Below are 21118 nucleotides of genomic sequence, written 5' to 3'. Positions count from 1 at the left end.
GAAGGAGTTGGGAATGAACTACGTTTCAGGCGCAATCAAGTTCCTTGCCGCCGGCGGCATTTGGGTGATTCCGATCCTCGCCGTGGGCGCAATCGGTCTGGGCATGGTCTTTGAACGCTATGTCGTCCTCATACGCGCCACACGCGCCAATCGCCGGACCTGGGACCAGATCCAACCGCTGCTGCACGAGGGAAACTTCGACCAGGCCCGCCAGCTCACGCGCGACGACAAGTCGGCCGTCGCGACGCTGCTCAATGTCGGACTCGAGAACCACGGCGTCGTGCGCCGCAGGAACGACATCGAGCTCGCGATGGAGGAGGTCATGCAGTCCATCGCGCCGCAATTCGAGAAGCGCATCTCGTACCTCGCGCTGTTCGCCAACCTGGCCACCCTGCTCGGCCTGTTCGGCACGATCGTGGGCCTGATCGGCGCGTTCGCGGCCGTGGCGACGGCAGCACCTTCCGAGAAGTCCGCACTGCTGTCGCTGAGCATCTCCGAGGCGATGAGCTGCACGGCCACCGGCCTGCTGATCGCCATGCCGATGCTGACCTTCAGCGCGCTGCTCCACACCAAGGCGAGCCAGATCGTCGCCGGTCTCGAGATCGCCGCGCTGAAGACAGTCAACATGATCGTGCGTGCCGGCGCGACGGCCCGCATTTCGCACCTCCACGACTATGCAGAAAAGAAAACGGCCTGAGTCGGAGGAACTGGAGCTCACGACCCTGCTGAACATCATGGTCGTGCTGGTCTCTTTCCTGCTCCTGTCGGCGGTCTTCTCGAAGATCACCATCCAGGAGATCAACATGCCGCCGCTGGGCGGCTCGACCGAGGCGAACAAGGAAACGCCTCCCGTCGTGATCGAGGTGATCCTGCGCAAGGAGTCGCTGGAGATTGGCAACGGAACGAAGGTCACGGACCGCCTGCCGAAAGCGGGCGACAAGTACGACACGGCCATGCTGTCGCAGAAGCTCAAGCTCCTGAAAGACCAGAATCCGGGCAAGCGCGATGTCATTTTGCTCATGGAGCCCGACATCGACTACGCCGCCATGATTGGCGTGATGGACGCGTTGAAATTCGCGGAGGTTCCGGCGCGCCGGGAAGGTTCCAGCCCGCTTCGCATCACGCTCTTCCCCAACGTGACGGTGGGAGACGCGCCATGAGCCGCCCGGCCGCTCCGAAGACTCATAGCACCGCAGTGCGCAGCACGGAGGTTCCCCAATGAGCATTGCGATGTCGAGGAAGAGAAGAGCGCACAAGGAACGCGCGGGCGACACCACCGGAATGATGCTGACGTCCCTGATGGACATCTTCATCGTGCTGGTGCTGTACCTGCTGGTCAACCAAAGCAGCGGCATCGTCCTGGAGACTCCAGACCACGTGGTGCTTCCCGACTCGGGGGTCGACACGCTGCCGCGGCAATCCATCCAGATCGTCCTGTCGGACCGCGACGTGCGCATCCAGGGCGAACCTGTCATCTCGATGCGCGACGTGGTGGCCAGCGACGAGGCCGAGATCGCGCCGATCCGCCAGGCCATCGAGCGCATCAAGGGCGAGGCCGAGAAGCGGCAGGAGCAGGCCGGGGTGGACACCGAGGTCACGATCGTGGCCGACCGCAACGTCCCCTACAAGGTCCTCAAGAAGATCATGGTGTCGAGCAGCGACGCCGGCTACGGGAAGATCTCATTCGCCGTGAACCAGAAGTGAAGACAAACGGGGCCCGTCCGCTGTGAATACATCAACCCTGTCACTGCAAGAGCAAACTCTCGGCATCGAGAGGGTCAGCCGCGCCCTGGATGGGCTCGAGCGGCGACTTGCCGGGCTCGACGCCGAGCTCGACGGCTGCCTGAGCCAGCGGCGCAAGTACCAACTGCTCGGCACGATCCTGGACTCCCTGCGCGAGCTCGATGCCGCAGGGGCAGTCGACCTCTTCTGGAACCGCGAGACCACGCGGTATCAACCCGACGACCAGCTGCATCGGGTGCGCGGGCACATTGCCGCGTTCGAGGAGAAGGTCACGGCCATCGAGGTCCAGCGCCACCAGGTCCAGTCCGAGATCAACGTCGAGACCGACAACCTTCGCGGCCTCAACAGCGAGCTGGTCGACATCGAGGAGGAGACTGAGAACCTCCGCCACGAGTTCGAGGTATTTCGCGATCCCGCCGAGATTCCATACCGGCCGTTGGTCATGCCGTGGTCCCGCAACGGTGAGGACGACCGGCGCTACCGCAAGGTGCTCCTGGCGAGCCTGCTCATCTCCGTGTCCTGCGGTCCGCTCATCTTCTTCTTCAAGCCCGGCCATGTGGCCAAGCAGGAGGCGTTCATTCCCGAGCACGTGGCGCAGCTCGTCGTCAAGAAGAAGGAGGAGCCGCCAAAGCCGCAGGACAAGCGGCAGGACAAGTCGACCGACAGAACCACGGCGGCCAATGCCAGAAACCAGCAGCCGACGCGGCAGGCATCGACGGACAACTCGCCCTCACCCGCTCCGGCCGCCGCCGATACGCAACAGGCGGCGCGTGCTTCGGCGCAGAGCAAGGGCGTGCTGGCGCACCAGCACCAATTTGCCGGCCTGCTCGACAGTCCCGGGCCCGCCAAGGTGGGCGCGGAAGGCGCGGTCTCGAACACCGGGCAAATCGCAGCCGGAACGGCGACGACGCGTTCGCTCATCACGTCCCAGGTGAGCGGCGGCAGCGGCGGCATCAACGTGGCTGCGATCAGCCGCGACGGCGATGGCGGGGGCGGAGCAGGCGGTGGTGGCACGGGCACCGGAGGCGGCGGCACCGGCACCGGCCCCGGAGGCGGCCGTGGCGGTGGCCGCATCGCGGGCGGTGGCGTCAACGTGGCGCGCGTGCAGAGCGGCACCGGCGCCGCGATGGCGGATGCTCGCCCGTTGAGCCATGGCGCCGCGCCGTCCCGGACCGACGAGGAGATCCAGATCGTCTTCGACCGCTACAAGGCCGCGCTCTATCGAATCTACAACCGCGAATTGCGCAACGACCCCAGCCTGCGCGGCAAGATGGTGCTGCGCCTGACCATCGAGCCCGATGGACGCGTGTCCGCGTGCGCGGTGAAGTCGACGGATCTCGCCTCCCCGGCGCTGTCCGCCGACGTCGTTGAACGCGTGCTGAAGTTCGACTTCGGTGCAAAGCAAGGCGTGCCGTCGATCACGATCGTCTATCCGATCGACTTCCTGCCGGCTGCTTGATCCGCCGACGTCCAGTTCCGGCTCTCCCGCTCGCGGGAGACGCCCGGCCGAGGCGAGGGCGCGGAAGCCGCGGGATGGCTCTTGGCGCTGCGGAAGAAGTCGCTGGCGCTGAACCTGTGTGGCGCCATGTCAAGCCGGCGGGCACATGGACTTCAGCCGACGCAAACCTTTGCCGTGAGAGGGCACACTAGGCAAATGCCTCAGTTGGTGGCACGCTCGGGTGCTATGCGCACGCCGATTGTCGCTGGAGGCCCAATTGACTCGCTTGCATCACTTCAGACATTTCAACGCGTGCTTAGACGGCTGCCGTTGAAGTGAGGAATTCAGTGAGAACCAGGCTTCGCGTACTGCAAGGCATTTCACTTGCCGCCGCATGTCTAACTCTGTTCGGTGGCTGCGCGCATCGTCCTCCTGCAGATCAACAGACACAGAATCACCCTCCCCTCGATCGACAGATGCAGATCCCCGTGGATCTGCTATCGCCAATCGACCGACTGCAGCAAGCTCAGATCGTCTACGGCGAGCTTGCTGATAGCCAGACGATCCCGCCAGACGGGACCGTCGAGATGGTGGTTTTTCACAAGGAAGGATCAACGCCGCCCAAGGCTAGCGACGATCCATGTGCGCCAATTCTCAATACATTCAAATGTCTGATCTTCTACGCTGCCTATGCTTCGCCGGCAGTCATGCTGCCGTTCTTTGCAATTAGTTTGCCGTATTTCGCCGCAATCGAACTGTCGAAGGTGCCCGATGCAAAACCCGCACCAAACACTGAGAACGCGAGTGAAGCGCCGCAGATGCAGAAGCGATCAGAGACCGAAAGCGGCGCGAATTCGGCAGCGAAACCCACCGACGACGGGTCCGCGCAGGCCGCGATCAGCATTCCCCCTCTGCCCAAGGAAAGAGCGACAGTTTTGTCCCGGGAACAACATGAGAAATGGCTTGCGAGCGTGGTGATGGAAGGAGGTTCCGCGTGGGATGATGCCTATGTTTCGGCTTTGAACCAGGCGCTGGGGTGGAAAGTGCCCTTGGTCAACGGCGCGGTGGAGCACCGCGAGCCCGAGCAAGACGGCAAGTCGACGTCGACATCATCAGCTGGGAATCTTCAAGCCGGTATTTCGCGGATCGCGCTGCTGGACTCGAAGCTGGGAGAGCAGAGATTGATTCTCTGTGCGAGGTCGTTGATTCAACGGGACAAGGCGGCGACTCGTTATTTCGAGACCTGTCAAAGTGGGACTATCGGACTTGCACTGCCACACGATTCGCCAGCAGGTAGCGAGGCGCTCCGGGCAGCGCTTGTCGAGCACGCAAGAAGACTGGCCGCCTTGCAAGCAAAAGCATTGACAGGACAAACCACGTTCGTTCGAGCGGCGTGGTGAAGGTGGCTCGGACCACTTCACCGTATGGCTCGAAGCAAATGGACCCTGTTTCATCCGGCGCACGCTCGGCACAGCCGGTGCCCACGACCCGTCCGCGTAACCTAGCGCGATTTCTGAACTGACCTATGACGCTGCGTTGATGAAATCTCTTGCGCCAGGCCCATCCAAGCCGCGAACAGCGAGCACATGTCTGTCCATCCAGCCTTCCCCGGGCTTCGATGACGGAGTAATGTGTGCCGCTCCGGTGGGTGCCCAAGCGCTGTGCCTCGGCTCACGGGGATGGCGCCAGCCCCATTGCTTCGTCTTTCGTGGAGGTCCCCATGAAGACAGGTTCTTTGACAAGGCTGGGCCGCGCGCTGTGCTTAACGGTTGCGTTCGGCTTGGCTTCCATTGCCTTCGCCCAGAAGGTGTTTGTCGACATCAACGCCCCGCCGGGCGGCGACGGAAGTAACCAAGCGCCATTCAATTCGATCGAGACGGCGGTCGCCTACGCCAACGGGCTTTCGGAAACACCCACCATCGAGGTTGCGGCCGGACGTTATCCCGTGTCCGCGACCCTGGTCATCCAAAAAGGGATGATCCTGCGCGGGTCCAACAGGATGCTCACAGACTCAGATGGTTTTCCCACCGGCGCCGATCCCCAAACCGAATCGCGCATTGTGGGTACCGCCGCGCTGGGCGCGAATCGGCTGGTCTCTATCGGAGCCAATAACGGTCAGACGATTTCGCCCATCGACATACGGCAACTGACCTTCGAGGCGGGACCGGGAATGGGCGACATCATGCATCTCACCGGAGTCCAGGACTTCACGATTAGGAGTAGCGTGTTCGTCGGATCCACCACGCTACCCCAGCCGACTCGGGGCATTGGCGTCCTGACCAACGCCTCGTCCGGCGAATTGGGCGGCAACTTTGTGCGCGGTCTTACGGCAGGCGTCATCGTGCGAGGCGGCTCGGCGGCCTCTCCGGCTAATGTCACATTCCACGACAACCGCTCTGTCGGACATGGCAATGGGGGCGTCTTTCTTTCCGGAACCAGCGACGGAACTCTCTATTCGGGCAACCAGCTCAACGCCACGGTCCGCAACAACGACCTCAGCGGCAGCGCATTCTCGGCCCAAGGGTTCGGGCTTCGCATCACCGTCAAGAGCCAAGATGACCCCATCCACGACATCGACAACGGTCATGTCACAGCGGATGTCCGGGACAATCGGATCGTGGGCAACTTCACCGGAATTGCCCTGGACGCCGGCTTCACGTTCCGGTTGATTCCCCCGGACGACAATGTCTGCGACCCCCGCTCCTTCACCGGCACTCTCGATCTCACGTTCCGGGACAACGCCGTGAGCGGCAGCACAGGCTTCCCCACAGTGATCTCGTTCACGCGGCTGCAGACCACGTTAGGCATACCCACGGCGCCCCTGAGTCGGTGCCAATACCTCCATGGTGCGACCTATTCGATCGACGATCGCGGCGGCGTGTTCGCTGGCGCAAAGTTTGACCATCCCGCCACGGACCCATTTATCGGGCCCTGCGCCGCCGACCTGACCAACGAACCCTTGAACAACGTACTGACCATCAACGGCATTCCTCAGTCGACGACTTCGCACTAGGATGCCGCTCAGGTGTTGTAAGAGGCGCGCTGCCGAGCCTCGTTTCCGGCAGGTTCTATTCCGACCCGAGGTACAGCGTGAATTGACGAACTAAGGTCCGTCGGGCGCGCCAGAGGGGGACGACCGTGCACGACCGCGACACGCGGCGTCCGACAGCATTGGTTGTGCCTGCGCGCCCACACGCCCCCGGCCGGGGGTACAGTCACTGTACCGCTTGCCGCGGAGCAGCCCTCGTCGAAGGCCAATGCCAGAGAAGCACCGTCCGCAGGATACGGATACCGCGCCCGCCCCTGACCAGCGGGCCGATGGCGCGACCTTTCCTATCGTGGGCGTCGGCGCCTCGGCCGGCGGCCTGGAAGCCTTCACACATCTTCTGACGGCGCTCCCGCCAGACACCGGCATGGCTTTCGTGCTGGTGCAGCACCTGTCGCCCACGCACGCGAGCGCGCTGGCCGAGATCCTGTCACGCGCGACCCTCATGCCGGTGCTGGAGGTACACGACGGGCAGGCAGTCGAGCCCGACCACGTTTACGTGATCCCGCCCGGGGGCGACATGGTCATCGAGGGCGGACGCCTACAGCTGTTGCCGCGCCAGGGCGGCCGCGGCGCGCACCACCCGGTTGACCGGTTCTTCCGCACGCTGGCCGAGGAGCGGCGCCACCAAGCCATCGGCGTGGTGCTCTCGGGCAGTGCCAACGACGGCACGGCGGGGCTCGAAGCCATCAAGGCCGAGGGCGGCATCACCTTCGCGCAGGACGACACGGCTCAGCACGAGGGCATGCCGCACAGCGCCTTCGCCTCCGGCTGCGTGGACATGATGCTGCCGCCCGAGCAGATCGCGCGCGAGTTGGTACGCATCGCGCGCCATCCCTACGCGCAGCCGGAGTCCGACCAGCGCGAGCGCGAAAGCCGGCACGGCATGGAACGCGTGCTGCAGCTGCTGCACCGCGACACTGGCGTCGACTTCAGCCAGTACAAGTTCAGCACCCTGTACCGCCGCGTGACGCGCCGCATGGTGCTGCAGCGACTCGACAACCTGGACGCCTACGCCGATCTGCTGCGGCGCGACCCGGCCGAGTTACAGGCGCTGTACGGCGACATCCTCATCAACGTGACCAGCTTCTTCCGCAACCCCGAGGCTTTCGAGGCGCTGAAGGAGAAAGTGTTCCCGCTCCTGCTGGAAAACCGCGCCCACCACAGCGCGGTGCGCATCTGGACGCTCGGCTGCTCGACCGGCCAGGAGGCCTACTCGGTGGCGATAGCGTTCACTGAGGTGGCCGACAGTCTGGGCGGCCGCGTGCCGCTTCAGGTCTTTGCGACCGACCTGAGTGAGCGCGCCGTGGAGACCGCACGCGCCGGCATTTACCCGAAGGATATCGCACAGGAAGTGTCACCCGAGCGGCTGCGCCGCTTCTTCGTCGAGGTGGACGGCCACTACCGCATTGCCAAGTCGATCCGCGACGCCTGCGTGTTCTCGCGCCACAACGTGCTGGCCGATCCGCCGTTCTCTCGCCTGGACCTCGTCACCTGCCGCAACCTGCTGATCTACCTGGAGCCAGCGCTGCAGCAGAAGCTGTTGCCGACGCTGCACTACGCGCTCGAGCCCTCGGGCTTCCTGTGGCTCGGCACGTCGGAGACGATTGGCGGCTTTCGCACCCTGTTCGAGCCGCTGGACGCCAAGCAGAGGATTTACGCCCGCAAGCCCGGCCCGCATGCCCCGCGCCTGCCGCTGCAGCACGGCGCAGCGTCGCGTGCGCCCTTCCTCCCAACGGTGCCGCGACTGACCGGCCCGGGGCCCGAGCTGAACCGCGACGCCGACCGGCTGCTGCTAAACCGCTTCGCGCCGCCCAGCGTGCTGGTTTCGGCCGAGCTCGAGATCCTGCAGTACCGCGGCGACACCAGCCCCTACCTCGCACCGGCACCCGGCAAGGCGACGCTGAACCTGGACAAAATGCTGCGCGAGGGACTGCTGGTGGGCGTGCGCGCGGCGGTGTTGCGCGCCGAAAAGTCGGGCGCGGCCACGCGCGAGGAGAACCTGCGCGTGAAGGCGCACGACGGCTGGCGCGAGGTCACCGTCGAGGTGATACCGATCAAAGGCAACGAAGGCGCGGACGGGGCACCCAAGAACGGCGGCGGTTTTCTGGTGCTGTTCGACGAGCGCGGCCGGCCGCCTGCTACCGAGGGCGTGGCGGCGCCGGCCCCCGCGCCGGCAACGGCCGACGTCGACGCCGACAACGCCCGTCTGACGCGTGAGCTGGCCGCCACGCGCGAGTACCTGCAGTCGGTGATCGAGCAGCAGGACGCCGCCAACGAGGAGCTGCAGTCCTCGAGCGAGGAGATCCAGTCGGCCAACGAGGAGCTGCAGAGCATCAACGAGGAGCTGGAAACCTCGAAGGAGGAAATCCAGTCGAGCAACGAGGAGCTCGTCACCCTTAACGACGAGCTGAACAGCCGCAACGCCGAGCTGAACCGCCTCAACAACGACCTCGTCAACGTGCTCGGCAGCGTGAACATGCCCATCGTGCTGGTCGGCCCCGACCTGCGTGTGCGCCGTTTCACGCCGGCGGCCGAGAAGCTGCTCAACCTGGTGCCCGGCGACATCGGGCGGCCACTGGCCCACATCAAGCTCGGCTTGGTCGACCTGCCCGAGCTGGAGCCGCTGCTCGCCGAGGTGCTGGAAACCGTGACCTCCCGCGAGCTGGAGGTGCGGGATCAGCGCGGCAACCGCTACGCGATGCGCCTGCGCCCGTACCGCACGCTCGACAACCACATCGACGGCGTGGTGGTGATGCTGGTCGACATCGAAGTTCTTAGGCGCGCCCACGACTTCACCGCGAGCATCGTGGCCACGGTGCGCGAGCCATTGCTCGTGCTCGACGCCGAGCAGCGGGTGCAGATGGCGAGCGAGTCGTTCTACCGCGGCTTCCAGGTCAAGCCGGAAGAGACCGAAGGCCGGCTGCTGTATGAGTTGGGTAACGGCCAATGGGACATCCCCGAACTGCGCCGGCTGTTGGCCGCGCTGCTGCCGCGCGATAACAAGATCGACGACTACGAGGTGGAGCACACGTTCGAGCACCTCGGACGGCGCACCATGCAGATCAACGCTCGGCGGCTGCTGCAACCGGACGACCGCAGTCCGGCGCTGATCCTGCTGGCCATCGAGGACATCACCGAACGCAAGCAGGCGCAGGCGGCCATGGCGCAACTAGCGGCCATCGTCACGTACTCCAAGGACGCCATCATCAGCAACGACCTGAACGGCATCATCACGAGCTGGAACAGCGGCGCGGAGAAACTTTTTGGCTACACCGCCACGGAGTTGGTCGGGCAGCCGGTGATCCGGCTCATTCCCGACGACCATCTCGACGAGGAGGCGCAGATCCTCCGGCGCATCCGGGGCGGCGAGGTGGTCGAGCACTACGAGACCGTACGCCGGCGCAAGGACGGCAGCCTGGTCGACATTGCGCTGACGGTGTCACCGCTGCACGACGCCGGCGGGGCTGTCGTCGGCACGTCCAACATCGCGCGCGATGTGACCGAGCACAAGCGCGCCGAGGAGGCGCTGCGCCAGAGCGAAGAGCGTTTGCAAGCCCTGGCCGACGAACTGGTCGAGGCCGACCGGCACAAGAACGAATTCCTGGCGATGTTGGCGCACGAGCTGCGCAACCCGCTGGGCCCCATCCGCAATGAGCTGCGAATCATGCGCATGGCGGGCACCGACGGCGAAGCCGCACGCGGAGCGCAGGAAGTTATCGAACGCCAAGTGCGCCAGATGGTGCGTTTGATCGACGATCTGCTCGACATAAGTCGCGTCAGCCGCGGCAAGGTCGAGTTGCGCATGGCGCCGGTCGACCTGGTCTCCATCGTGCGGGACGCCGCCGAAACAATGCAGGGCGCGTGTGCAGCCAAGGGCATCGAGCTGACGCTGGCGCTGCCGGATCATCCGGTGATCGTCAGTGGCGATGCGGTGCGACTCGCCCAGGTCGCGGGCAATTTGCTCGGCAACGCCTGCAAGTACACCGACAAAGGGAGCATCCGGGTCGTCGTCGAGCGCGAAGGCGCCGCGGCCGTGGTCCGCGTGCGCGACAGCGGAATCGGGATCGCGGCCGAACACCTGTCGAATGTCTTCGACATGTTCATGCAGATCGACCATTCACTGGAGCGCTCCGGCAGCGGCCTGGGCATCGGCCTCACACTCGTGAAGACCCTGGTCGATCTCCACGGCGGAACCGTGCAGGTCCACAGCGATGGCCTCGGCCTGGGCAGCGAGTTCGTCGTGCGCATTCCGATGGCGGCAGCCGGCGTTGACACGCGGGAACCGGCGGGGGACGAGGGCGGCGAAACTACCGCCCCCCCGCGCCGCATCCTTGTGGTCGACGACAACCGGGATGCGGCAGCCTCGCTCGCCCAGCTGTTGCAGCTCAGCGGCCATGAGACGCATTTGGCGCATGATGGTCTCGAAGCACTGGAGGCAGCGGCGACCTTCCGGCCCGACGTCGTGCTGCTGGACATCGGCCTGCCCAAGCTGAATGGCTACGACGCGGCGCGGCGCATGCGCGAAACGGCGTGGGGCAAGAACACGGTGATGGTGGCGCTGACCGGATGGGGCCAGGACGAGGACCGGCGGAAATCCGCCGAGGCCGGTTTCGACGCGCACCTCGTCAAGCCCGTGGACCCCCAGGCGCTTACGACGCTGCTGGCCGACCTGCCGCCGCGGGACCGGGCCGCGCCCGGTTCACGCCCGTAGGGGGTAACTCACGGACCTGCCGCGGCGCAGGTCGCCTCAGAGCTGGTTGCCGAACAGAGATGCCACGCGCTCGAGCGCCTTCTCCTGCCAGGGTCGACCCCGCCATGCCTGCAGTGTCATCGGCTTGGATTGCCGGAAATCCTCGTCGAATATCTGGATCTGGCGTCGCGCAAACGCTTCGCTGACAACATTCAGGTTCGCCTCGTCATTGATCCTGAATGACCGGTTGTCGAAATTGGTCGAGCCCACCGACACCATTAGCCCATCGATGACCAGCACCTTGCAGTGGAACATCGTTGGCTGGTATTCGGCGATCACCACCCCCGCTTCGAGCAACTCACCCCATCGTGCGCGCGACGCGCGACGCACCACGTCGGTATCGATGTCCGGTCCCGGCGTGATGACCCGGACCTGGACCCCACGCCTGGCAGCCGCCGCAAGCGCCTTCACCACCAGCTCGTCCGGTACGAAGTACGAATTGGACAGGTGAATGCTGCGGGTCGCAGCCGTGATGGCCATGAGGTACATCAGGTGCATGCTCTCGCTGCCACCGGTTGGCGAACTGCTGAACATTTGGGCGGCCTCATCGCCGCGCACCTTCAGCGCCGGGAAGTAGTCCTCTCCATGCATGACGCGACCGGTGGCCTTGATCCAGTTGTCCATGAACACGGCCTGCATCTGCGCCACCACGGGGCCTTCCACCCGGAAGTGAGTGTCGCGCCAGTGCTCCTTGTCCTGCGCGTTCCCGCGCCATTTGTCCGCAATGCCGACACCACCGGTGAACCCGACTACGCCGTCGACGACCAGCACCTTGCGGTGTGTGCGGTTGTTCATGCGTTGCAGGTTCGACCAGTGCGGCTCGTGATAGCGCTCGACTTCGATGCCTGCGGCCTTCATCTCCTCGAGGTAGCGCGCGTCCATCCTGGAACTGCCTACCCAATCCAGCAGCACATGAACCTTGACACCGGCGCGAGCTCGTTCAATCAGAGCATCGGCGAATTCCCTTCCGATCGTTTCCGACCAGTAGATGTAGGTCTCGAACGTGATCGTGCGGCGCGCCTGCTTGATCGCGCTCAGCATGGCCGCAAAGATCATGTCCCCGTTGACAAGCACTTCGGTCTTGTTGCCCTCCAGGATCGGAGGCCCGAGCAAGTTGCCCATCGCGCGCCGAAACTGCGGGTCGTTCGTCGCGTACAGTCGCTCCAACCGCTGCTCGATCTTCTTCTCACCACTGGCGAGGTTGAGTACGACGAAAACCGCGCCCAGCGTCAGCAGGCTGCTCGTGACCGCGATCCATACCCCCCGGCCTTTCATAGCCGCGCCTCTGGGAAGCTGGACCCGTCTAGGCCATTTCATTCTGACCCTGACGCGTCGACCATCCATCGATAGGGTCGCGTCGCCATTTGGCAGGCTCAATCAATGAGCCTATTCTTCAACGCGTAGTAGGTGAGGTCGCTGTTGGACGACAGGCTCATCTTTTCCATGAGCTGCGTTCGGTACGTACTCACCGTCTTGGCGCTCAATGAGAGCTCATGCGCGATCTGGCCTGGAGTCTCGCCCCTGGCCAGCTTCAGGAAAATCTGGAACTCACGCTCGGACAGCAGGTCATGGGCGGGGCTGCCTTCTTTGCGGTCAAGCTGCACGACCATCAGTTCGGCGACGGACGGCGAGATGTAGTGGCGCCCGAGGCCGATCAGGCGGATTGCACTGACGATTTCCATCGGCTCGCAATCCTTGTTCAGGTAGCCACTCGCGCCCCGGCGTATGAGGCAGACTGCGTACTGCTCCTCAGGATAGCCCGACAGGATCAGGATCCCCGCCTCGGGGGCCTTGGCCCGGATCATGGCCAGGGCATCGATGCCGTTTTGGCCCGGCATCACCAAGTCCATGATCAATACGTCGATCTCGGTATTGCGGACCAGGTCGATCGCCTCGCGGCCGCTCGCGGCTTCGCCCACCACGCAAAGGTCCACGATCTCGGACAGAAACTGGCGCAAGGCAGTGCGCACGATCGCGTGATCGTCGACGATGGCGACCTTTATGAGACTGGCGGCCGTTTCAGATCGCAGGCGCGGCGCAGCGCCGCCGCGGCGATGACTGTTCGTCGCCACGTTGGAGTCTTTCAACATATTGGGACTCTCCACAGAACCGCTGCTGACCTGAAGGTGAAACAGCACCTGTGAGCTTAGGGACGCTCTGAGAGCGTCCCTGAGCGAATCCGCCCCCACTCGCGGTCAGCCGCCGGCCTGCGCTGGTGCAGGCCCTTTCCGGCGCGCGTCAGAGGGCGTCCTGGATTTGCAGATCGACCGATTGGGGACGAGTGGGTTGGCGCGCGATGCGCTACAAGCGGAGCAGCAGCGGCCTGCTAGCTGTTTTCTGCGGCGAGCAGGCTGCCTTGCTGCACGGTCAAACGCCAGTGGATGTCAGCCGACCTGGCGCGCGCGCCCTTCCCAATAGGGCTTGCGCAGCTCGGTCTTCAGGATCTTTCCGGCGCCGGATAGCGGCAGCGCATCGCGGAAGTCCACGCTGCGCGGGCACTTGTAGCCGGCGATCAATGCCTTGCAGTGGGCAATCAGCGCTTCGGCCGTGACCGCCGCGCCCGGCTTGAGCACGACGGACGCGTGCACCGACTCGCCCCACTGCTCGCTCGGAATGCCGATCACGGCGCACGCGGCCACTGTCGGGTGCTGCGCGATCACGTTCTCGACTTCGGCCGAATACACGTTCTCGCCGCCGCTGATGATCATGTCCTTGAGGCGATCGACGATGAAGATGAAGCCGTCCTCGTCCATGTAGGCGCCGTCGCCGGTGTGCATCCAGCCGTCGCGCAAGGCCGCCGCGGTCTGCTCGGGTTTGTTCCAGTAGCCCTGCATCACATTGGGGCCGCGCACCGCGACCTCGCCAACCGTGCCGCGCGGCACTTCGTGCCCCAGCGTATCGACTATGCGCACTTCGGTGCAATAGCTGGCGCGCCCCGCGGAGCGAAGCTTGCCGCGCTTTCGCCCTTCGGCGGTGTGCGTCCAGGGCGGGCTGATGGTCGCCAACGGCGACAGCTCGGTCATGCCGTAGGCCTGCACGAAGGCTACGCCCGGCAACGCGGCCATCGCGCGATCGAGTACGGCCTCGGAAATCGGCGATGCGCCGTAGATCATGGTCTTCAGCGCGCCGAGGTCGCGTGGCTTCTTCATCGCCGGGTGGTCGACCAGCATCTGGATCATCGTGGGCACGAGCAAGGCCTCGGTGACGCCGTCGCGTGCCAGCGTGTCCAGCACCGTCTCCGGATTGAACGCGGGGATGATCGAATGCGTGTTGCCCTCGATCCAGTGCGGCAGCGAGAGACCCATGTCGGCCAGGTGGAACATCGGCGCGGCATGCAGGAAGGTGCCGCCCGGCGTGACCAGACGCTCGGCGTGCAGCGCGAGGCCCGAGCTGCACATCCCGGCGTGACTGAGCATCACGCCCTTCGGGAAGCCGGTCGTGCCACCGGTGTAGAAGATGCCGGCCAGGTCTTCCCCGCGGCGCACCGCATCGGGCACCGCGGTGGCCTGGGCGAGCAGTGCCTCATAGCCGTGCATGCCGGACGGTATGTCGCCATCGCCGCAATAGATCACTTCGCGCAGGGTTCGCGCCTTCGGCCGGAACTGCTCGACCATCGGCGCGAAGGTCTGGTCGACCAGCAGGATGGTGGAGCCCGAATCGTCGAGCGAGTACAGGATTTCCGCCGCGGACCAGCGGATGTTGCAGGGGTTGAGCACGCCGCCGCCCCAGGGCACCCCCATCTGGTACTCGAGGTACAGGTCGGAGTTGAGCGACAGCATCGCGACGCGGTCGCCGGTTTGCATGCCCAGATGCTGCAAAGCGCCGGCGAGGCGCGCCACGCGGTCGGTGAACTCGCGGAAGGTGCGTTGGCGCGTGCCGAAGCGCACCGCGATACGGTCGGGATGCTGCTGCACCGCGCGGTGCAATGCCTGGGTCAGGTACATGCTTGTCTCGCTCTTTCTCTCTGATGGTTGGGAGGCTCGGCCCATGTCTCGTGGGTGCGGCTGATGGTATGAACTGCCAGGCGCGCGGGCGATGGCAAAGAGCGGCGACTGCATGGCAATAGACCTCAAATTGCGGCCCCGGCTCGATGGCTCCGCCGCCGATCACTGTTCCGTGGGTTCTGGCCCAGCAATCACAGGCAGCGGGTGCGGCGCCGACACTGTCGAGGCCGCCTCTGAACATCGGACCAAGGTCCAATTGCGGTTGCCTGGCCGGACGCGTAGCGTTGCCGCCCTCCGGGAATGCCGCGATCGAAGGAGACTCCATATGGGAACCAAGGCCTTCAAAGGCGTCATCAAGCTCGACGTCCGCGATTCCACGCCAGACTGGGAACCGTACATTCCGAAAAGGGCGCCCAAAGGCGCCCCCAACATCCTGATCGTCCTGTATGACGACACGGGACTTGCCGCCTGGTCGCCGTTCGGGGGCGCCATCAACATGCCCACCGCGCAAAAACTGGCCGACAAGGGCCTGCTCTACTCGCAGTGGCATACAACGGCGCTCTGTTCGCCGACCCGCTCCGCTTTCCTCACGGGACGCAACCACCACCTGAACGGCTGTTCGGCGATCACCGAAGCGGCCAACGGCTTCCCTGGCAGCAATGGCCGGATCCCAGAGCAGTGCGCAACGATCGGACAACTGCTGCAGGACGCGGGCTGGAGCACGTTCTGGCTTGGCAAGAACCACAACGTGCCCGAGCAGGACGTGGCCCCAGGCGGCAGCCGCAAGGAATGGCCATTGATGAAGGGCTTCGACCGCTTCTACGGCTTCCTGGGCGGCGAGACCAACCAGTGGTATCCGGATCTCGTCGAGGACAGCCGGTTCATCGACCAGGAGTATGGGCCTGAGGAGGGCTATCACCTGTCGAAGGACCTGGTCGACAAGGCGATCGGGATGATCAAGGACCAGAAGGCCTCCAACCCGTCGAAGCCGTGGTACCTGTGGCTGTGCCCGGGTGCCAACCACGCGCCGCACCATGCGCCCCAGGAGTACATCGACAGGTACAAGGGCAAGTTCGACGATGGCTACGAGGCCTACCGCGAGTGGGTGCTCAAGCGCATGATCGACAAGGGCGTCATGCCGAAAGGCACCGCGCTCACGCCGATCAACCCGCTGCCCGAGGACGTGCAAGCCGAGGCCGACCATGTGCGTCCATGGGCCACGCTGAACGCCGAGGAGAAGAAGCTCTTCGCGCGCATGGCCGAGGTCTACGCCGGGTTCTCCGAGTACACCGACGTCGAGGTCGGCCGCCTGGTGGCTTACCTCGAAGACACCGGCCAGCTCGATAACACGCTGGTGTTCTACTGTGCCGACAATGGCGCTTCCGGCGAGGGCACGCCCAACGGCTCGGTCAACGAGAACAAGTTCTTCAACAACTACCCGGACGATCTCGCCGAGAACATGAAGCTGATCGACAAGCTCGGCGGCGTCGACACCTACGGCCACTTCCCGACCGGCTGGGCGGTCGCCTTCTCCACGCCGTTCCAGATGTTCAAGCGCTACTCGCAGTTCGCAGGCGGCACCTGCGCGCCGATGATCGTCTCCTGGCCCAAGGGCATCAAGGCCAAGGGCCAGGTGCGTCACCAGTATCACCACTGCGTGGACGTGGTGCCGACCATCCTCGATATCTGCGGGCTCGAGATGCCGAAGACCTATCGCGGTGTCGATCAATACCCGCTGTCCGGCCAGTCGATGCGCTACAGCTTCGATCAAGCCGACGCGCCGACGCCGAAGAAGCGCCAGTACTACGCGATGTTCGGCACGCGCGGCGTTTGGGAAGACGGCTGGAAGGCGTCAGCCCTGCATGCCCCGTTTGCCAGGAAGGGTCAGTACGACAAGGATGCATGGGAGCTCTATCACGTCGACGAGGATCGCTCCGAATCCAAGAACCTCGCGAAGGAGCACCCTGACAAGCTCGAGGCGCTGAAGAAGGCGTGGTCCGAGGAGGCCGAGCGGAACTTGGTCCTGCCGCTCGACGATCGCACGGCCGGGGAGATCCTGATGACGCCGCGTCCCGCGGAGGAAGAGGCGCGCGAGCGCTACGTCTACTACCCGGGCACCTCGCCGGTCCCGGAGGGCGTTGCGGTGAACTGCCGTGGCCGCTCGTACAAGATCCTGGCGAACGTCGAGATCACCGATCCGAAGTGCGCGGGCGTCATCTTCGCCCACGGCTCGCGCTTCGGTGGCCATACGCTCTACATCAAGGACCAGAAGCTCCACTACGTCTACAACTTCCTCGGCATCAAGCCCGAGCAGACCTTCGTCTCGCCCGCCCTCAAGCCCGGGAAGTACACGCTGGGGATGGAGTTCATCCGCGACAGCGCCGGCAAGCTGGGCGAGTCCCTTGGCAAGACCAAGCTCTATGTGAACGACAAGGTCGTCGCCGAAGGGCCCATGAAGACCCAGCCGGGCAAGTTCACGCTCTCGGGCGACGGGTTGTGCATCGGCCGCGACAGCGGCGACGCCGTGAGTGAGGGCTACACGACGCCCGGAGAGTTCCAGGGCGGAACGATCCAGGCGGTCGCCGTCACTGTCGAGCAGGCCCAGTATCTGGACCTGGAGAAACTCGCGGCGGCAGCGCTCGCCGTCGACTAGGCGGCGGTCCGCATCGTTCGCACTGCAGATCGACGGGCGCGGACCCCGCCAGAGGGTGCGTGCCCAGTACGATTCGGAGGCGATACTGTTGAAATACGGAAAGCGCTTCCTTGCTTTCTGCATCTCACCCGATGCACTCCGCGGTCACCATTTCGATTGCCCTCGTCCACGGCCTGCTCTCGGGCGTGCAGGCCCGCGGCAGGCCGGTGGAGCCCTTCCTGGCCGATGCCGGCATCGCGCCGGAGCTGTTGGCGCAGCCCGGCAGCCGCGTCACCGCCGACCAGTACGCGGCACTGTTCCGCTCCTTGATCGAGCGGCTGGACGACGAGTCGCTGGGCTTCATGTCGCGCCCCCTCAAGCGCGGCAGCTTTGCGTTGCTGGCGCGCTCGGCGCTCACGGCGGGGACGCTCGAAGTGGCTTTGCGCCGCATCGCCCACACCTTGGGTCTGCTGCAGGATGACGTGATGCTCGAGCAGGTTCGCGAAGGCGGATTGGCGGGCGTGTCGTTGCGGCTCATCCATCCATCGGTTGCGGCGCCGATCTTTTTTCAGGAGATGCTGGTGCGCGTCATCTGGCGGCTGGCCGCCTGGCTGGTCGGTGGCCGCCTGCGCATCGAGCGCTTCGACTTCGCCTTCGAGTGCCCGCCGCACGCAGCCAGCTACGGCAAGATATTTCCAGCGCCGCTTCGATTCGGGCAGCCCCGGTCGACGTTCTGGTTCACCGTGCAACGGCTCCAGGAGCCGGTGCGGCGCGACGAGGAGAGCCTGCGCGCCTTCCTGCTCGACTCGCAGGCCCAGATCATCGTGCCGCGGCGCGACGAGTCACGGGTGAGCGAGCGCCTGCGCCGCTACTTGCAGCACACGCAGCCGGCCTGGCCCGACCTCGGCGCCGCCGCCGAGGCCTTGCACATGTCCAGCTCCACGCTGCAGCGCCGCCTGGCCAGCGAAGGCACCTCCTTCCAGGCCCTGCGCGATCAGCTGCGCCGCGACATCGCGATCGTGCGCCTGAACACCAGCAAGGTGCCGCTGGCCGTGCTGGCCGAGGAGTTGGGGTTTGCCGACAGCGCCAACTTCCAGCGCGCCTTCAAGGCCTGGACCGGCAGCGCGCCGGGCGCCTATCGGCGCGGCGGCGAATAGCTGGCCTCAGCGCCCGACAACAGCGGCCAGCATGCGCTCGACATGGGCCTGGGCCTTGCGCAGCGAGGCCGTCGGGCCGGCCAGGTAGAGCCGGCCGCTGGCGCCGATCATGCTGCACTCCACCAGGCTCAAGTCCGGTGCGGCTTTCTCGGCCTCGTTGCCCATGTAGGCACCGTACAGCGCCGGCGCGACTTCCATCAGCAGCAGGCTCTGCCCGGGCAAGGCCATGTTGGCCTGCCGCGTGCGGTTGATCAGCACCGCGTGCTGGTCGGTGATGTCTTCGACGATGTCGCTGTACAGGATCTGCGGCTTGAGCTGCGCGTCGGCCGTGGTGCCCAAGTCGTCGAGGATCGCCTGGCGGGCACGCTTCAGCGCCTCTTCGTCGTTGCCGTGCAGCTCCAGCACGCCGAACTGCCGTTCGACGGCGAGGATGCCCGGCTCGAGTCCAGGCTCCTGCTTGAGCGCGCGGTCGACGATGCGCTGGATGGCCAGCCCGGGCGCAATCTCGATCAGCAGCGCATGCATGCCCTGCATCGCGACATAGCCGCGCGCGCCGACCGGCGAACTCATCCACGATGCGAACTGCCGCTGCAGCTCGGTCAGCATCAGGCAGACGCGAAGCTCCGCGGCCGGGCGCGCCGGCGCGGCCTTTGCAGTGGGGGCCATGTGGCTTACTTGCCGTCGAAGGCCTTGAGGACGTCGGTGTGCGGGCGCGGGATCACGTGAACCGACACCACCTCGCCGACCGCGCGGGCCGCCTCGGCGCCGGCGTCAGCGGCAGCCTTGACGGCGCCGACATCGCCGGTGACGGTGATGGCGACGAGGCCGCCGCCGATTTCCTTGCGGCCGGCCAGCGTGACGTTGGCGGCCTTGACCATGGCATCGGCCGCGGCATAGGCAGCGACGTAGCCCTTGGTTTCGATCATTCCGATTGCTTGGGACATGGTGTGCTCCTGGGTGGGTTGAATCGTGGAAAGCCGGCGGGATGCCGGCGGGGAAGAAAGGGATTCGCGTTGGTTCACTTCGGCATCGTGGGCGGGCTGCCCTCGTCGAGCGAACCGATGATCAAGGCGTCGACGACCACACGCTGCTGGCCGGGCAGGAACCACCAGGCCGCCGGGGCGCCGATGGTGATCAGCACGCGTTCGCCTTCACCACAGCCCATGGGGTCGTAGCAGACGATCACGTCCCTGGGGTGATCCAGCTGCACTTCGATGAGTGCCCCGGCGGGCAGCTCGGGCAGGCGCTTGCTCGCCCAGAGGCGGCCGACGACAGTACCGGTCTTCATGGATCAGGCTTCCTTAGCGGCATGGATCGCGATGCCGCGTTGTCGCAGCGCTTCGCGCGCCAATGGAGTGAGCACGGCGCGCGGCGCCAGCCAGGCAGCGGCGCAGCCGGCGCCAATCGACTTCACGTCACGCTCGGTGACCACGCCACGCAACATCGGCGTCATGGGTGCTGCCGCCGCGGGCTGTGGGGGCGACTGGCATTGGCAGCCTTCTTCGTGAGCCGGCGCCGTGGTGCCGACGGCGGCGGCCGCCGCCGGGTCGATGCTGAGCTCGAAGCGCATCAGGCCGCTTGCGCAGGCCTGGGCCAGCGCCGGGCTGGCGGCCACTCGCCGCAGCAGTTCCTGAAGCACCGACAGGTCATCCGCGCTCGTCAGCTTCAAGGGCACGACGAGCCCCTCGCGCGCGGTGGCGGTCGCAGTTGCAGCCGCATGGCCGGCGCGACGGCGCGCCAGCAACTCGCGCACCCCAAGGCGGAAGGCTTCTGCGCTCATCGTCCGCTCCCGGCCAACTCGCGCAGCGTCGCCTCGGCCACGTGGGCGGCGGTGCGCACGTCGGATTCGCTGCCGGCAAGGTAAAGGCGCCCGGCAGCGCCCATGAAGCGACAGTCAACCAGCTTCACATTGGCGCTCTTCTCGGCCTCGTTCGCGGCCAGCAGCGCATAGGACGACGAGGTCATCTCCATGATGTAGAGCGATTCGCCGGGCAGCAGCATGCTGCCGCTCTTGCTGCGATTCACGAGAAAGGCGTGATAGCCGTCCACGCGGTCGACGATCTTGGAGGCCAGGATCTCGGGCTTCACGGCCGCGGCCGGTGTCGCGCCGATCGCCTCCAGCACTGCGGCGCCGGCCGACTGCACCGAGGCGGCGTACTTCGAATGAAATTCGAGGTAACCGAACTGGCGCTCGACCACGAGGTTGCCGGGCTTGACGTCGTCATGCTTGAGCGCGACGTCGGTCAGCCACTCGATGTCCAGGCCCGGGGCGACCTCGATCACGAGGGCGGCGTCGTTGTGGCGCGGCAGGTAGCCGCGCGCGGTGCTGCCAAGCAGGCACATCAGCTGCGGCTGCAGACGGTCAAGAAAGATGTAGCTGCGCAGGGTAGGCATGGTGTATCCGC

17 protein-coding genes are annotated in these 21118 nt (G+C 65.4%); 9 read left to right on the top strand and 8 right to left on the bottom strand.

What is annotated here, in order from left to right; all coding sequences use genetic code 11:
* The first annotated feature begins 13 nt into the window (after positions 1-13).
* From UC35_RS13465 to UC35_RS13435, 7 genes are all read left to right on the top strand, one after another.
* A complete protein-coding gene (locus tag UC35_RS13465; RefSeq protein ID WP_082793169.1) occupies positions 14-697 on the top strand; it encodes a MotA/TolQ/ExbB proton channel family protein in 684 nt (227 codons plus the stop codon).
* Positions 698-734: 37 nt separating this feature from the next.
* Positions 735-1160 carry a biopolymer transporter ExbD gene (locus UC35_RS13460; protein WP_061500518.1) on the top strand — a complete coding sequence of 142 codons (426 nt, stop codon included), beginning with the start codon at positions 735-737 and terminating at the stop codon, positions 1158-1160.
* A gap of 70 nt (positions 1161-1230) precedes the next feature.
* Positions 1231-1704 carry an ExbD/TolR family protein gene (locus UC35_RS13455; RefSeq protein WP_158513901.1) on the top strand — a complete coding sequence of 158 codons (474 nt, stop codon included), beginning with the start codon at positions 1231-1233 and terminating at the stop codon, positions 1702-1704.
* Positions 1705-1726: 22 nt separating this feature from the next.
* Entirely contained in the window at positions 1727-3202 is a 1476-nt protein-coding gene (locus UC35_RS23955) for an AgmX/PglI C-terminal domain-containing protein (RefSeq protein WP_158513900.1), read from the top strand.
* A gap of 455 nt (positions 3203-3657) precedes the next feature.
* Positions 3658-4581, top strand: coding sequence for a hypothetical protein (locus tag UC35_RS23600; RefSeq protein WP_145979445.1), 924 nt, complete (start codon positions 3658-3660; stop codon positions 4579-4581).
* 320 nt (positions 4582-4901) lie between these two features.
* Positions 4902-6194 carry a hypothetical protein gene (locus UC35_RS13440; RefSeq protein ID WP_061500508.1) on the top strand — a complete coding sequence of 431 codons (1293 nt, stop codon included), beginning with the start codon at positions 4902-4904 and terminating at the stop codon, positions 6192-6194.
* A 244-nt stretch (positions 6195-6438) separates the two neighbouring features.
* Positions 6439-10941, top strand: a complete 4503-nt coding sequence (locus UC35_RS13435) for a chemotaxis protein CheB (protein WP_082793157.1) — start codon at positions 6439-6441, stop codon at positions 10939-10941.
* 36 nt (positions 10942-10977) lie between these two features.
* Here the strand turns inward: UC35_RS13435 and cls are convergent, their stop codons facing one another.
* From cls to UC35_RS13420, 3 genes are all read right to left on the bottom strand, one after another.
* The gene (cls, locus tag UC35_RS13430) at positions 10978-12255 is read right to left on the bottom strand and encodes a cardiolipin synthase (protein ID WP_061500504.1); all 1278 of its coding nucleotides are present in this window, start codon (positions 12253-12255) and stop codon (positions 10978-10980) included.
* A 98-nt stretch (positions 12256-12353) separates the two neighbouring features.
* Positions 12354-13070 carry a response regulator transcription factor gene (locus tag UC35_RS13425; RefSeq protein ID WP_082793155.1) on the bottom strand — a complete coding sequence of 239 codons (717 nt, stop codon included), beginning with the start codon at positions 13068-13070 and terminating at the stop codon, positions 12354-12356.
* 294 nt (positions 13071-13364) lie between these two features.
* Positions 13365-14924 (bottom strand): long-chain-fatty-acid--CoA ligase, encoded by a 1560-nt coding sequence (locus UC35_RS13420; protein ID WP_061500502.1) that lies wholly within the window; start codon positions 14922-14924, stop codon positions 13365-13367.
* Between the two features lie 325 nt (positions 14925-15249).
* Here UC35_RS13420 and UC35_RS13415 point away from each other — a divergent pair, with 325 nt between their 5' ends.
* Positions 15250-17577, top strand: a complete 2328-nt coding sequence (locus UC35_RS13415) for an arylsulfatase (protein ID WP_061500499.1) — start codon at positions 15250-15252, stop codon at positions 17575-17577.
* Positions 17578-17708: 131 nt separating this feature from the next.
* The gene (locus tag UC35_RS13410; RefSeq protein WP_061500497.1) at positions 17709-18713 is read left to right on the top strand and encodes an AraC family transcriptional regulator; all 1005 of its coding nucleotides are present in this window, start codon (positions 17709-17711) and stop codon (positions 18711-18713) included.
* Between the two features lie 6 nt (positions 18714-18719).
* Here the strand turns inward: UC35_RS13410 and UC35_RS13405 are convergent, their stop codons facing one another.
* The 5 genes from UC35_RS13405 to UC35_RS13385 form a co-directional block, all read right to left on the bottom strand.
* Positions 18720-19379: a hypothetical protein gene (locus tag UC35_RS13405; RefSeq protein ID WP_061500495.1), complete on the bottom strand. Its 660-nt coding sequence runs from the start codon at positions 19377-19379 to the stop codon at positions 18720-18722.
* 5 nt (positions 19380-19384) lie between these two features.
* On the bottom strand, positions 19385-19657 hold the full coding sequence (locus tag UC35_RS13400; protein WP_061500493.1) for a BMC domain-containing protein: 273 nt from the start codon (positions 19655-19657) through the stop codon (positions 19385-19387).
* Between the two features lie 74 nt (positions 19658-19731).
* Complete coding sequence (locus UC35_RS13395) at positions 19732-20001, bottom strand: EutN/CcmL family microcompartment protein (protein WP_061500491.1); 270 nt, start codon at positions 19999-20001, stop codon at positions 19732-19734.
* A 3-nt stretch (positions 20002-20004) separates the two neighbouring features.
* Positions 20005-20493 carry a hypothetical protein gene (locus UC35_RS13390; protein WP_145979444.1) on the bottom strand — a complete coding sequence of 163 codons (489 nt, stop codon included), beginning with the start codon at positions 20491-20493 and terminating at the stop codon, positions 20005-20007.
* A complete protein-coding gene (locus tag UC35_RS13385; protein ID WP_061500487.1) occupies positions 20490-21107 on the bottom strand; it encodes a BMC domain-containing protein in 618 nt (205 codons plus the stop codon). The genes UC35_RS13390 and UC35_RS13385 overlap by 4 nt, the downstream gene beginning before the upstream one ends.
* Between the last annotated feature and the right edge of the window lie 11 nt (positions 21108-21118).

Source organism: Ramlibacter tataouinensis (assembly GCF_001580455.1).
GTDB lineage: Bacteria > Pseudomonadota > Gammaproteobacteria > Burkholderiales > Burkholderiaceae_C > Ramlibacter > Ramlibacter tataouinensis_B.
The sequence above is the reverse complement of the archived record's forward strand: the minus strand, read 5'-3'. Positions and strand labels throughout refer to the sequence as shown.